Annotated in this window: 12 protein-coding genes; 4 read left to right on the plus strand and 8 right to left on the minus strand. The window is 63.1% G+C overall.

The genetic code is table 11. The annotated features are described in order from the left end of the window. Both PI93_RS16805 and clpB read right to left on the minus strand, forming a co-directional pair. Positions 1–564 carry a DUF2306 domain-containing protein gene (locus PI93_RS16805; RefSeq protein WP_052240755.1) on the minus strand — a complete coding sequence of 188 codons (564 nt, stop codon included), beginning with the start codon at positions 562–564 and terminating at the stop codon, positions 1–3. Positions 565–859: 295 nt separating this feature from the next. Next, positions 860–3,487, minus strand: a complete 2,628-nt coding sequence (clpB, locus tag PI93_RS16810; RefSeq protein WP_039372056.1) for an ATP-dependent chaperone ClpB — start codon at positions 3,485–3,487, stop codon at positions 860–862. 274 nt (positions 3,488–3,761) lie between these two features. Between clpB and PI93_RS16815 the strand changes: the two genes are divergently transcribed. Further along, positions 3,762–4,247, plus strand: a complete 486-nt coding sequence (locus PI93_RS16815) for a group III truncated hemoglobin (RefSeq protein ID WP_039372054.1) — start codon at positions 3,762–3,764, stop codon at positions 4,245–4,247. Positions 4,248–4,345: 98 nt separating this feature from the next. Here the strand turns inward: PI93_RS16815 and moaE are convergent, their stop codons facing one another. The 6 genes from moaE to PI93_RS16845 are packed head-to-tail and all read right to left on the minus strand — an operon-like array spanning position 4,346 to position 10,502. Beyond that, on the minus strand, positions 4,346–4,804 hold the full coding sequence (gene moaE, locus PI93_RS16820) for a molybdopterin synthase catalytic subunit MoaE (protein WP_039372052.1): 459 nt from the start codon (positions 4,802–4,804) through the stop codon (positions 4,346–4,348). Between the two features lie 52 nt (positions 4,805–4,856). Further along, positions 4,857–5,114, minus strand: coding sequence for a molybdopterin converting factor subunit 1 (moaD, locus tag PI93_RS16825; RefSeq protein WP_039372050.1), 258 nt, complete (start codon positions 5,112–5,114; stop codon positions 4,857–4,859). A gap of 39 nt (positions 5,115–5,153) precedes the next feature. After that, positions 5,154–6,365, minus strand: coding sequence for a molybdopterin molybdotransferase MoeA (locus PI93_RS16830; protein ID WP_052240754.1), 1,212 nt, complete (start codon positions 6,363–6,365; stop codon positions 5,154–5,156). A 40-nt stretch (positions 6,366–6,405) separates the two neighbouring features. Then, positions 6,406–7,872, minus strand: coding sequence for a threonine synthase (thrC, locus tag PI93_RS16835; protein ID WP_039372045.1), 1,467 nt, complete (start codon positions 7,870–7,872; stop codon positions 6,406–6,408). 55 nt (positions 7,873–7,927) lie between these two features. Next, a complete protein-coding gene (locus tag PI93_RS16840; protein ID WP_039372043.1) occupies positions 7,928–9,238 on the minus strand; it encodes a homoserine dehydrogenase in 1,311 nt (436 codons plus the stop codon). A 37-nt stretch (positions 9,239–9,275) separates the two neighbouring features. After that, positions 9,276–10,502: a pyridoxal phosphate-dependent aminotransferase gene (locus PI93_RS16845; protein ID WP_039372112.1), complete on the minus strand. Its 1,227-nt coding sequence runs from the start codon at positions 10,500–10,502 to the stop codon at positions 9,276–9,278. A gap of 329 nt (positions 10,503–10,831) precedes the next feature. On the opposite strand from PI93_RS16845, the gene PI93_RS16850 reads away from it, so the two are divergent. The 3 genes from PI93_RS16850 to PI93_RS16860 all read left to right on the plus strand — a co-directional run bounded on the left by PI93_RS16850 (position 10,832) and on the right by PI93_RS16860 (position 13,516). Further along, the gene (locus tag PI93_RS16850; RefSeq protein WP_039372041.1) at positions 10,832–11,218 is read left to right on the plus strand and encodes an Mth938-like domain-containing protein; all 387 of its coding nucleotides are present in this window, start codon (positions 10,832–10,834) and stop codon (positions 11,216–11,218) included. A gap of 56 nt (positions 11,219–11,274) precedes the next feature. Continuing rightward, positions 11,275–12,984, plus strand: a complete 1,710-nt coding sequence (locus tag PI93_RS16855; protein WP_039372111.1) for a glycosyltransferase family 39 protein — start codon at positions 11,275–11,277, stop codon at positions 12,982–12,984. A 160-nt stretch (positions 12,985–13,144) separates the two neighbouring features. Continuing rightward, entirely contained in the window at positions 13,145–13,516 is a 372-nt protein-coding gene (locus PI93_RS16860) for an SMR family transporter (RefSeq protein ID WP_039372038.1), read from the plus strand. Positions 13,517–13,588 lie beyond the last annotated feature (72 nt).

Raw genomic sequence — 13,588 nt, forward strand, 5'->3', positions numbered from 1 at the left:
TCATGCGCCTGCACCGCCTGTCATGGCGAGCGAGCCCGACTCGGCTGGCGGCGCGCTTTGCATTGATTTTGGTGCCCCGACTTGTCTGTCGCGATCGTGGCGACGCCCGTCCTCCCGCGAGACCGGCACTACCCGGCCTTGCGCGGCAAGCCCGGCACTCGTATCCCCCGGCGCCACGACGGCCTCATGGTGCCACATCTGCGCCAACGTGCTGTTGAGCACTCGTCCGGGCAGCCAGACCGCCGCTGCTCCGGCAATCACCAGTCCGGTATAAAGGCCCAGCATCTGCCGGCGATGTGCGCTCACGTGCCCGCGGCGGATCGCCACCACCGCCAGCACCAGACTGACCAGCACGTAGGCCGAAAGCGCATGCAGCCACGACAGATGGCCCGCGTCGAGTTCGCGAATGCCAAAGCTCGTTGCCGCCGTCGCGGCCATTGCCGTCACCCACAACCGGCCGAACCACCGATGCCGTGATGTACCGCGTCGCATGAACAAAATTCCGGCGCCCAGCAGCACGGCCGCGACCGCCGCCGCCAGATGCATTCCCACAATCGTCGCCATGACATCCTCGTTGACAATGGATCATGGCGCTACGATAAAAACCTGTCCCGATCCTCGCAGCCAACTTGCGACGAATGGCGTCGACACGCCGCTAACGGCAGCCTTGTAGCGTGAATGGCTGTCGAGACGCATCGGGCGACCAACCGGCGCAGTGCACGGCGACGCGCTACGGTCGCGCATTTTCGCCGACGATTGTGACACGACGATGCGACGTGTCACGCGCAAAAAAATAGACAAAAAAATCCCCGCGCTCCTCTCGGAACGCGGGGATCTATCGGGCTCGTCCTGCTCAGGCTTACCCGGCCGCGGCTTCGGTCTCGCTGCTCACCTGCTGAGCGCTCTCGCCCTCGAAGGTGAAGCGCCCGTTGCGCCAGTCGACCGGAATGGTGTCCTTCGGTCCGAACTTGCCTGCCAACACCAGCTTGGCGACCGGGTTCTCGATCTCCTGCTGGATCGCTCGCTTGAGTGGTCGCGCGCCAAACACCGGGTCGAAGCCCTCGCGCGCCACGTGCATGAGCGCCGCCTTGCTGACCTCGAGCGTCATGTCGAGTTTCGCCAGACGTTGACGCAGGATCTCGATCTGGATCGTGGCAATCGACTCGATGTGCTTCTGATCAAGCCCGTGGAACACCACGACTTCGTCGATCCGGTTCAGGAACTCCGGACGGAAGTGATCCTTGATTTCCGTCCATACGGCATCCTTGATCCGCTCCTGCGGCTCGCCGACCATCGACTGAATCATCGACGACCCAAGGTTCGACGTCATCACGATCACCGTGTTCTTGAAGTCCACGGTACGGCCCTGACCGTCGGTCATCCGCCCGTCGTCAAGCACTTGCAGCAGCACGTTGAACACATCCGGATGCGCCTTTTCGACTTCGTCGAGCAGGATCACGCTGTACGGCTTGCGACGCACGGCTTCCGTCAGATAGCCGCCCTCTTCGTAGCCGACATACCCCGGAGGCGCACCAATCAGACGCGCCACGCTGTGCTTCTCCATGAACTCGCTCATGTCGATACGGATGAGGTGATCCTCCGAATCGAACAAGAACATCGCCAGCGCCTTGCAAAGCTCCGTCTTGCCCACACCGGTCGGCCCAAGGAACAGGAACGATCCATACGGACGGTTCGGGTCCGAGAGGCCGGCACGCGAACGGCGGATGGCGTCGGCTACGGCGGTGATCGCCTCGTCCTGCCCCACCACGCGTTCGTGCAGTTTGGCTTCCATGTTGAGCAACTTTTCGCGCTCGCCCTGCATCATCTTCGAGACCGGAATGCCCGTGGCGCGCGAGATGACTTCGGCAATTTCTTCCGTGCCGACCTGCGTGCGCAACAGGCGCGGGTGTGCCTGCTGGCCCGCCGCTTCTGCCGCGTCGGCGTCCTTCAACTGCGCTTCGAGTTGCGGCAGTTTGCCGTATTGCAACTCGGCAACCTTGTCGAGCTTGCCCTCGCGTTGCAGCTTCGTGATCTCGGCACGCACACGGTCGATCTCTTCCTTGACCTGAGCGCTGCCCTGCACGGCAGCCTTCTCGGCCGTCCAGACTTCTTCGAGGTCGGCGTACTCGCGCTCCAGACGCGAGATCTCTTCCTCGATCAGCGCCAGACGCTTCTGCGACGCTTCGTCGGTTTCCTTCTTGACGGCCTCGCGCTCGATCTTCAACTGGATCAGACGACGATCGAGCTTGTCCATCACTTCCGGCTTCGAATCGATTTCCATCTTGATCTTCGACGCCGCCTCATCGATCAGATCGATGGCCTTGTCCGGCAGGAACCGGTCGGTGATATAGCGCTGGCTGAGTTCGGCCGCCGCCACGATCGCCGGGTCGGTGATCTCCACGCCATGGTGCAGTTCGTACTTCTCCTGCAGGCCGCGCAGAATCGCGATGGTCGCCTCGACGCTCGGCTCTTCGACGAGCACCTTCTGGAAGCGGCGCTCCAGCGCGGCATCCTTCTCGATGTATTTGCGATATTCGTCGAGCGTCGTGGCGCCGATGCAATGCAGTTCGCCGCGTGCGAGCGCAGGCTTGAGCATGTTGCCGGCATCCATCGCGCCTTCGGCCTTCCCCGCGCCGACCATCGTGTGAATCTCGTCGATGAACAGGATCGTGCGGCCTTCGTCCTTGGCGATGTCGTTAAGCACGCTCTTCAGACGCTCTTCGAACTCACCACGGAATTTCGCGCCCGCGAGCAGACCCGCCATGTCGAGCGCGAGCACGCGCTTGTTCTTGAGCGACTCCGGCACTTCGCCATTGACGATGCGCTGCGCGAGACCTTCCACGATGGCGGTCTTGCCCACGCCCGGCTCGCCGATGAGCACCGGGTTGTTCTTGGTACGGCGTTGCAGGATCTGGATCGTGCGGCGAATTTCGTCATCGCGGCCGATCACCGGATCGAGCTTGCCAAGGGCGGCACGTTCGGTCAGATCGAGCGTGTATTTCTTGAGGGCTTCGCGTTGTCCCTCGGCATCCTGACTGTTGACGGGTTGACCGCCGCGCACGCCTTCGATGGCGGCTTCCAGCGATTTACGCGTCAGGCCACGGGCGCGGGCGAGCTTGCCCGTGTCGCCCTTGTCGTCGGCGAGCGCCAGCAGGAACATTTCGCTGGCGATATAGCTGTCGCCATGCTTCTGCGCTTCCTTGTCGGCCTGATTGAGCAGGCCCGCCAGTTCGCGGCTGACCTGCACGTTGCCGTCGGTGCCCTGCACCTGCGGCAGCTTCGCAATCGCCGTCTCAATGTCGTGCGCCAGTGGCTGAACCTGCACGCCTGCGCGTTGCAGCAACGAGCGCGCAGCGCCTTCGGGTTGTGCGATCAGCGCGGCGAGCAGGTGCAGCGGTTCGATGTATTGCTGGTCGCGACCGACTGCCATGCTTTGGGCATCAGCCAGCGCTTCCAGGAACTGCGTGGTGAATTTGTCTTGTCGCATCGAGTGCTCCGGTAAGAAATCTTTCTGGATCGGATGTGCGGACAATCCCCTGTGGTTTCAAGGGGCATTACAGCGCGACGATCGACATTTCGCGCGAGGCCGGGCGAAGTCCGGTTCAGGACTCGCGGCGGAAGACTTCGGGGGCGTGAAACAACCGCAGGACACGCCCGGGTTTGAAGGTCATAATAGCCATTTTCAGTGCGCCGTACCATGCGTCATCCCTCCGCCGGAACCTCGCAAACGCACAGCGCGCGCGTCCTGGCCCTGCGTCCCAATGTCTGCTGAAACCTCCCGCCAAACGCCAAGCGAATGGCCCGAAAAGCGCCTCGCCGAGATCGACGAAGACGCCGTGCGTCTGCTCGTGCACACGTTCTATGGACGGATTCGCGACGACGACATGCTGGGGCCGGTATTCCGGCAGGCACTCGAAGGCCGCTGGGACATGCATCTGGAAAAAATGGTCGGGTTCTGGTCCAGCATCGTGCTCGGTGCCAAACGATACCGCGGCAATGTGACGCAGGCCCATCAGCCCTTCGGCCACCTGAGTGGCGAGCATTTCAGCCGCTGGCTCGCCCTCTTCTTCGATACGCTGGACAAGCTGTTCGAACCGCAGGCAGCGTTCGCCTTTGCGGAGCCAGCCATCCGCATCGCAGAAAGCCTTCAGTTGAACCTGTTCGGATGGGAGTACACGTTGCCGCCCGCGCAGAAAGCGCTACTCGACAGCGTGAAACAGGCAAGACCGGCGCGGCAGCACGACTAGCCGACCAGAAAAATCGACGATCATCCAAGATATTCGCCGACATTCACTGAAAATAACCGGTAAATCAGGGATTATCAGGGATTTTTTGCGGAATCGGGCTAACCGTTCGTCACCCAGCGCTCTCTCGCGGCGGTGTCGGTCTCGCGTGCATCGACCCAACGCTCGCCCTGCGGGGTCGATTCCTTCTTCCAGAACGGCGCCTCGGTCTTCAGATAGTCCATGATGAACTCGCACGCGGCGAAGGCATCCCCTCGATGGGCGGACGTGACGGCGACCAGCACGATCTGATCGCCCGGCCCCAGATCCCCGTAACGGTGGATCACCAGTGCGTCGAAGAGGCGCCAGCGTTCACGGGCTTGCGCGACGATCGCCTCCAGCGCTTTCTCCGTCATGCCCGGATAGTGCTCGAGCGTCATGCGCGAGACGTCCTTGCCGTCGTTCAGATCGCGCACGGTGCCGACAAAGCTCGCCACCGCCCCCACGCGCAGGTCGCCCGCACGCAGTTGCCGAACCTCCTCCGACAGGTCGAAATCCTCGGTCTGAACACGAATCGGCATGGCGACTAGATCTCCTGTATCGGGTTTCGCTACGCTGGCGAAAAAATGCGGGTCAGCCGCCGGTGACGGGCGGGAAGAACGCGACTTCGCAGCCCTCGGTCAGGCGCGTGGTCGCCGGCACCATCGTATGGTTCAGCGCCATGCGCAGCAAGCGCTGCTCGCCGAGCGTCTCGGCCCAGACCGGGCCACGGCCGCACAGCCACTGACGCACGTCTCCCACCGTAGCAATCCCGGCCGGAACCTCCACGCGCTCCTCGGCGACATTGAGCGCCTCGCGGACGCTGGCGAAAAAGCGAAGATCGATCTGCATAGTCTGGCTGGCCCGTCGCACGCGCGTTGGGCCATTCTCTCAATATAGGAGGTCGGAGAACGGCAGGAACGCCACCGTCTGCCCGGCTTCGATGCGATGGCCCGGCGGGTTGTCGATGAGGCCATCGCCCCAGACGGTCGAGGTCAGCACCGCCGAACTCTGGTTCGGAAAAGCGTCGAGGCCGCCTTGCGCGTTGATCCGCGCCCGCAGGAACTCGTTCCGACGATCCGCCTTCGTCTGCGTGAAATCGGCACGCATGGCGATGCGGCGCGGCGTCACGTTCTCGCCCCCCTGCAAACGAAGGATGAACGGACGCACGAACAGCAGGAACGTCACGAAACTCGACACCGGATTGCCCGGCAAGCCGATAAAGTGCGCCGTCTCGCCGTTCGCGCGATTGACTTCGCCATAGGCCAGCGGCTTGCCCGGCTTGAGCGCGATCTGCCACAGATTCAGGCGCCCCTCGGCGTCTACCGCAGGCTTGACATGATCCTCCTCGCCCACCGACACGCCGCCGGACGTGATGATCAGGTCGTTGGCACGCGCGGCGTCGCGCAGGATCGCACGCGTGGCGGCCAGATTGTCCGGGACAATGCCGTAATCGGTCATCTCGCAGCCGAGATTCTCCAGCAGGCCACGCAACACAAAACGGTTCGAGTTGTAGATGCTGCCCGCGCGCAATGTCTCGCCGGGCATCGTCAACTCGTCGCCGGTAAAGAACACGGCCACCCGAAGGCGACGCGCGACTTGCAGCTTCGCAATACCGACCGACGCCGCCAAGCCCAGCGCCGGCGCACTCAGACGCGTGCCTGCGGCGAGCACCACACTGTCGCGGCGGATATCCGCGCCCTGGCGATTGACGAATTCGCCTTCGGCCGGCGTATGGCGGATGACGACCGAACCGTCGTCACGCACCTCGCATTGCTCCTGCATGACGACGGCGTCGGTGCCTTGCGGCACCGGCGCGCCCGTGAAGATGCGCGCCACCGTGCCACTGGCAAGCGGCGCGGGCGCGTGGCCCGCCGGGATGCGTTGCGAGACCGGCAACACCGTCTGCTCGCCCTGCAGGTCCGCGATCCGCACGGCGTAACCATCCATGGCGCTGGTGTCCATGGGCGGCACGTCGAGCGTGGCGATCACGTCGGCCGCCAGCACGCGGCCGTTGGCCGCGAGTGTGTCGACCGTCTCCCTCTGGCCGAGCGGGCGGGCAGCCGCCAGCACGGCGTCGAGGGCTTCTTGTGTACTCAGCATGTCGAATGGCCCGAAAGTCAGGGGCAGCGCTAACGCCGGCTTACAGACCGGTGTGCTCTGCGATGTAGGCTTTCACACGTGCCACATCGTTCGGCACGGTCTCGAAGCGTTGCGGCAGCGATTCGAGCTGCTCGAAGCCAGCAGGACGCGGCGGCTCGCGATGCAATGCCTCGCGAATCGTTTCGGCGAACTTCGCCGGCTGCGCGGTCTCGAGCACCACCATCGGCACACCGGGTTCGAGCGCCTCGCGAGCCACTTTCACGCCATCGGCAGTGTGCGTGTCGATGACCACGTCGTAGCGCTTGGCCACGTCCTGAATCGTCGTCACACGATCCGCGTGCGTGCTGCGGCCCGAGACGAAACCGAACTGCGCGACCCGGGCGAACGCCTCGGTCCCCGACAGATCGAAACCGCCTTCGCGCTCGACCTTCGAGAGCAGATCGGCCGTCGCCGTGGCGTCGCGTCCGAGCAAATCGAACAGGAAACGCTCGAAATTCGACGCCTTCGAGATGTCCATGCTCGGGCTGCTCGTATGGAACGTTTCGGCCGACTTGCGCACACGGTAACGGCCGGTGCGGAAGAACTCGTCGAGCACGTCGTTCTCGTTCGTTGCCACAACCAGCTTGCGGATCGGCAGCCCCATCATGCGGGCGATATGGCCTGCGCAAACGTTGCCGAAGTTACCCGACGGCACCGTGAACGATACCTCGCCGTCCTGACCGGACTTGCCGCCCGTGGCCGCGAAATAACCTTTGAAGTAGTACACGACCTGCGCCACGACACGCGCCCAGTTGATCGAGTTCACCGTGCCGATCTTGTAGCGCGCCTTGTAGGCGTGATCGTTCGAGACCGCCTTGACGATGTCCTGCGCGTCGTCGAACACGCCTTCGACCGCGAGATTGAAGATGTTCGGGTCTTGCAGGCTGTACATCTGCGCCGTCTGGAACGCGCTCATCTTGCCTGCCGGCGAGAGCATGAACACGCGAATGCCTGCTTTGCCGCGCATGGCGTACTCGGCCGCACTGCCCGTGTCGCCCGACGTCGCCCCCAGAATATTGAGCGCGTCGCCGTGTTGCGCCAGTGCGTATTCGAACAGGTTGCCCAGCAACTGCATGGCCATGTCCTTGAACGCGAGCGTCGGACCGTTCGAGAGTGCCAGCAGCGAGAGCTGCGTGTCCTTCTCGACGCCCAACGGCAGCAGCGGCGTAATGTCGGCGGCGTCCTCGCCCGGGCGCACGTTGCGGTACACCTCGGCGGTGTACGTGCGCTTGGTCAGATCGGCCAGAATTTCGGCCGGAATATCGCCCGCAAACTTGGCCAGCACCTTGGCGGCCAGCTCGGCGTAAGACAATTGGCGCCAGGCGCGCAGTTCTTCAGCCGTTACCTGCGGGTACTCCGTCGGCAGATACAAACCGCCGTCCGGCGCCAGACCGCCAAGCAGGATGCTGGAGAACGATTGCGGTTCGCCCGAGTTCAGGCCTGCGCCGCGCGTGGAGATGTATTTCATGGGGATCGTGTCCTGTCGTATCGGTTCGTGTGGCCGGAAGCTGACGCCGGGGCGCTCAGCTCAACGCCTCCATACGGATGCGCGTGACCTTCGAGAGCACCGTCTCCATCGCCTCGATCTTGGCGATGGCCGAATTGATGTGCTTCTCCTGGGTCTGGTGCGTCAGGATGATGATGTCGGTCTGGTGCTCGCCTTCGCGCGATTCCTTTTGCAGCAAGGCGTCGATGGAGATGTCCAGATCGGCGAGGATGCGCGTGAGCGCCGCCATGACGCCCGCACGGTCGACCACGCGCAGACGCAGGTAGTAGCTCGTGGTGACTTCGTCGATCGGCAATACCGGCGTATTCGACAGCGCGTCGTGCTGGAAGGCCAGATGCGGCACGCGATGTTCCGGATCGGCGGTTTGCAGACGCGTCACGTCGACGATATCGGCCACCACGGCCGACGCGGTCGGCTCGGCGCCCGCGCCCTTGCCGTAATACAGCGTGGCCCCGACGGCGTCGCCCTGCACCAGCACGGCGTTCATGGCGCCTTCCACGTTGGCGATGAGGCGCTTGGCCGGGATCAGCGTCGGATGCACGCGCAGTTCGATGCCGGCTTCTACGTGACGCGTGATGCCCAGCAGCTTGATGCGGTAGCCCAGCTCTTCCGCATACTTGATATCGAGGGCCGACAGCTTGGTGATGCCTTCGATGTACGCGCGATCGAATTGCACCGGCACGCCGAACGCAATCGCACTCATGAGCGTGAGCTTGTGCGCGGCGTCCACCCCTTCGATGTCGAACGTCGGATCGGCCTCGGCATAGCCCAGGCGCTGTGCATCGGCGAGCGCCACGTCGAAGTCGATGCCCTTGTCGCGCATCTCCGAGAGAATGAAGTTCGTGGTGCCGTTGATGATGCCGGCGATCCATTGAATGCGGTTGGCGGTCAGACCTTCGCGCAGCGCCTTGATGATCGGAATACCGCCGGCGACGGCCGCTTCGAAGGCAACCATGACGTTGGCCTTGCGTGCCGCAGCGAAGATCTCGTTGCCGTAGACGGCCAGCAGCGCCTTGTTGGCCGTGACCACGTGCTTGCCGTTCTCGATCGCCTTGAGCACCAGTTCCTTGGTGAGGTCGTAACCGCCGATGGTCTCGACCACGACGTCGATGTCCGGGTCGTTGACCACTTCAAACGGATCGCCCGTCACGATGGCGGCGTGGCCGACGAGACCGCGGGCGCGTTCGACATTGCGCACCGCGACCTTCGTAATCTCGATCCCCCGGCCAGCACGACGTTGAATTTCTTCCTGGTTGCGAGCCAGTACCTGGAAGGCACCGAAGCCTACCGTGCCAAGGCCGAGCAGGCCCAATTTGATCGGTTTCATGCAGTTTTACTCAAAAGTCGAAATCGGTTGGCGCGCATCACTTGCCGTGGCGACGGCGATAACCGTCCAGGAAGCGGGCAATGCGACTGATGGCGTCTTCCAGGTCGCCCTCGTGAGGCAGGAACACTACGCGGAAATGGTCGGGATGCATCCAGTTGAAGCCGCTGCCCTGCACCAGCAGGACCTTCTCTTCGAGCAGCAACTGGAGGATGAACTCCTGATCGTTGGCGATGGGATACACCGCAGGATCGAGACGCGGGAACAGATACAGCGCCGCCTTCGGCTTCACACAGGTCACCCCGGGAATGTCGGTGAGCATGCGGTGGGCGATCTCGCGCTGCTCGTACAGGCGTCCGCCCGGCACGATCAGGTCCTTGATGCTCTGGTAGCCGCCCAGCGCCGTCTGAATGGCGTACTGGCCCGGCACGTTCGGGCACAGACGCATCGAGGCGAGAATGTTCAGCCCTTCGATGTAGTCGCGCGCCGGCTTCTTGTCGCCCGACACGACCATCCAGCCCGCGCGGTAGCCGCACGCGCGGTAGCTCTTGGACAGGCCGTTGAACGTAATGGTCAGCACGTCTTCGGAGAGCGAGCCGATCGAGGTGTGCTCTTCGCCGTCATAGATGATCTTGTCGTAGATCTCGTCGGCGTAAATGATGAGCTTGTGTTCGCGGGCCAGCGCGACGATGTCCTTCAGGAGTTCGTCCGAATACAGCGCGCCGGTCGGGTTGTTCGGGTTGATGATGACGATGGCGCGCGTGTTCGGCGTGATCTTCTTGCGAATGTCCGCCAGATCGGGTTGCCAGTCGGCCTGTTCGTCACAAACGTAATGCACCGGCGTGCCGCCCGACAGGCTGACCGCCGCAGTCCAGAGCGGATAGTCGGGGGCCGGCACAAGCACTTCGTCGCCATCGTTGAGCAACGCCTGCATGGCCATCACGATCAGCTCCGACGCCCCATTGCCGAGGTAGATGTCGTCGAGCTGCACGTCGTTGATGCGCTTTTGCTGGCAGTAGTGCATGATCGCCTTGCGCGCCGCAAACACGCCCCGCGAATCCGAATAACCGGCCGAGTTCGGCAGATTGCGGATCATGTCCTGCACGATCTCGTCGGGCGGCTCGAAGCCGAACGGCGCCAGATTGCCGATGTTCAGCTTGATGATGCGATGACCTTCGTCTTCCATGCGCTTGGCATGTTCGAGCACGGGCCCACGAATGTCGTAACAGACATTCTGCAATTTCTGCGATTTGAGGATCGGTTTCACGGCGGTTGTGGTCTTGGCGGGCGGCGCAGGGTCCGGAAGGACCGGCAGCAGGCGGGACGCACGGCGAACTGGCGGTCCGGCGGTGTGCGCGAAGCGCACATGACACCGCTTTCCCCCGGTTTCGGCGTGGCAAATGCCGCACTGCAACGGTTTTGCCGTGCTGCATACGGCAAAAAGCTATAATTTAGCCAATTATGACAGAGTTCGGCAATGCATCATTGACGGTTTGCGCCACGCGAGGCAAGATGCCCGGCCGTTGCGTGGCCCGCCAACGCTCGCTGACCACTGCCTGACCATTCGGTAACCCCTGGGTAGGGAATCTTTCGAAAGTGAAACTGCATCAAGACCCGTCGCAAGCATTGAACACTGTCACCGGCTATGGCCCCGGCTACGTCGAGGTGAACAAGGTTCGTCACGAACAAAGCGTGATCATTGCGCCGGAGGGCGAGATTCAGGCCTGGCCGGTGTCGCGTTTCGACGCGATCGAGCCGTCCCATTTCGAAATGCTGCGCGCCCTCGACCCCGAGGTCGTCATCTTCGGCAGTGGCGCCCGCCTGCGCTTCGCCCACCCACGGCTGACCAGCACGCTCACCGGCACCCGCATCGGCGTGGACTCGATGGACACGCAAGCAGCCTGCCGCACTTACAACATTCTGATGAGCGAAGGGCGCCGCGTCGTGCTCGCCGTACTCATCGAGTCCGAGGCGGCTGAGTGAGCCGCCGCCCGCTCGCCTCCGGCCTGCCGGCCGCCGAACCGCTTGCTCCGCCGCCGCTGTCCACGCCCAACGCGTCCGACGCACCGTCTTCGTCTTATCCGCTGTCCCCCACCGCTTTCTGGCTGCTCCTCGTGGCGTTCGCGCTCGTGTGGTTCGGCTTTCTCGACTACCGCCATCTGATTGCGAGCGACGAAGGTCGCTATGCGGAAATGGCGCGCGAAATGTGGGTCACGGGCGACTGGATCACGCCGCGCTACAACGGTTACAAGTATTTCGAGAAACCGCCGCTACAAACCTGGATGAATGCGCTCACATTCGCCGCCTTCGGGCTCGGCGAATGGCAAGCGCGACTGTGGACGGCACTGACCGGCTTCGCAGGCGTGTTGATGGTCGGCTACACCGGCCGCAGGGTGTTCAACGCCCGTGTCGGCCTGTTCGCCGCCGCAGCGCTGGCCAGCGCACCGCTGTGGTCGCTGCTCGGGCACTTCAACGTGCTCGACATGGGCCTGTCGTTCTTCATGGGACTCTCGTTGTGCGCGCTGCTGCTCGCCCAGCGACCGGGCCTCGCGCGCCCTGCCGTGCGTGGCTGGATGTGGCTGTGCTGGGCCGCCATGGCGCTCGCCGTCCTGAGCAAGGGGCTGGTCGGCATCGTGCTGCCGGGCGGCGTGCTCGTGATCTACACGTTCGTCGCGCGTGACTGGGCACTATGGCGCCGCCTGTATCTCGGCAGCGGCCTGATCGTCTTCTTCGCGATCGCCGCGCCCTGGTTCGTGCTCGTTCAGATCCACAACCCGGAATTCTTCGACTTCTTCTTCATTAACGAGCACTTCCGCCGCTTCGCGATGGAGGGCCACAACCGCGATGGCGCACCATGGTATTTCGTGCCCGTGTTCATCGTCGGCTTCCTGCCCTGGTTGTCGGTGCTGCCCGGAACCGTGCGCGCCACGCTGCGCATGCCGCGTCAGCCCAACGGCTTTGCCCCTGCGCTCATGCTATGGGTGTGGTCGCTGTTCATCTTTGCGTTCTTCAGCGCGTCGCACTCGAAGCTGATTTCGTATCTGCTGCCCATTGCGCCGGCCATGGCCCTGCTCTTTGGCCTGTATCTGGCGCAGTTGCGACGTGAAACGGTGCGCCTGCACATGGCGGGTTATGCAATTTTCCTGATCGCCGCGCTTGTCATGGTGGCCATTTTCGTGGGACGCGCAGGCAGCGTGCGCAACCCGAACGAGTTGTACAAGGCCTTCCAGATCTGGCTGTACTTCGCGCTTGGCATCGGCCTTGTGGGAACACTGGTGGCGTGGCGGCTGGCGCGTCACAGCGCGCGCCGCGCCCTGCTCACGTTCGCCGGCGCCATGCTGCTGTTCGTGACCGTCGGCGGTCTGGGGCACGAAGTGTTCGGTCGCCAAAGCTCGGGCGTGCTGCTCGTGCCGGCCATCAAGGCGGAAATGCAACGTCTCGGGCCGAATGTGCCGTTCTATTCCGTGAACGTGCTCGACCACACCATGCCGTACTACCTCGGTCACACGATGATCATGGTGCAGCACCCGGACGAACTCGACTTCGGCGTAAAGCAGGAGCCCCAGAAATGGGTGCCAACGCTCGACGACTTCTACGCCCGCTGGCGGGCCGACCCCAAAGCCCTCGCGCTGGTCGACCCAGGCACGTTCGGTCAGCTCGAAGCCCAGCATCTGCCGATGCGGATCATCGCGCGTGACAGTCGCCGGGTCGTAATCTCGAAACCGCAGCCAGAAGACAACGTAAAATAGCGCGTTTGGCCGGTCGATCGGCCCGTTTCCCCGATCATTCGCGTCGGAAGCGGCTGCAATACGGGCAGTCATACGAGGCTGGCAGCCTGGCATCGCCAAGCGCTAAGCGCCAGCCAATTTGCAACGTTCATCATTATTCACAAACGTTCACAAACGTTCCATGAATCTCGCTACGTTTTCCCTTATTCTCACGGGCGTGCTGCTCAATGCTTGCGCCCAATTGTTGCTCAAGGCCGGCGCCGGCTCCATCGGCGCGCTCGAATTCACGCGCGCCAATATCGTGCCGATCGGCATCAAGCTCGCCACGCAACTGCCGATCATGGGCGGGCTGGTTTGCTATGCCATCAGTGTGGTGGTCTGGATTCTGGCGCTCTCGCGTGTCGAAGTCTCGATCGCGTATCCGATGCTCTCGCTCGGTTATGTCGTGAACGCGTTCGCTGCCTGGTACCTGTTTGGCGAAACGCTGTCGATGCAGCGCCTCGTCGCGATCGGCATCATTCTGGTTGGTGTTTATATTCTTGCGCGTAGCTGATTGGCTAGCGCTGCTGCCCGATGGCATCGACGCAAGCGCCGCATCACGCGCAGACGCACTCCCCCAATGCTT

This window comes from Pandoraea fibrosis (genome assembly GCF_000807775.2).
Lineage (GTDB): Bacteria > Pseudomonadota > Gammaproteobacteria > Burkholderiales > Burkholderiaceae > Pandoraea > Pandoraea fibrosis.

Coding starts and splice junctions, on each gene's coding strand:
- PI93_RS16840 (WP_039372043.1), bottom strand. CDS start 9,238: ATGAAACCGATCAAATTGGGCCTGCTCGGCCTTGGCACGGTAGGCTTC.
- PI93_RS16815 (WP_039372054.1), top strand. CDS start 3,762: ATGTCTGCTGAAACCTCCCGCCAAACGCCAAGCGAATGGCCCGAAAAG.
- moaE (WP_039372052.1), bottom strand. CDS start 4,804: ATGCCGATTCGTGTTCAGACCGAGGATTTCGACCTGTCGGAGGAGGTT.
- thrC (WP_039372045.1), bottom strand. CDS start 7,872: ATGAAATACATCTCCACGCGCGGCGCAGGCCTGAACTCGGGCGAACCG.
- PI93_RS16805 (WP_052240755.1), bottom strand. CDS start 564: ATGGCGACGATTGTGGGAATGCATCTGGCGGCGGCGGTCGCGGCCGTG.
- PI93_RS16830 (WP_052240754.1), bottom strand. CDS start 6,365: ATGCTGAGTACACAAGAAGCCCTCGACGCCGTGCTGGCGGCTGCCCGC.
- clpB (WP_039372056.1), bottom strand. CDS start 3,487: ATGCGACAAGACAAATTCACCACGCAGTTCCTGGAAGCGCTGGCTGAT.
- PI93_RS16860 (WP_039372038.1), top strand. CDS start 13,145: ATGAATCTCGCTACGTTTTCCCTTATTCTCACGGGCGTGCTGCTCAAT.
- moaD (WP_039372050.1), bottom strand. CDS start 5,114: ATGCAGATCGATCTTCGCTTTTTCGCCAGCGTCCGCGAGGCGCTCAAT.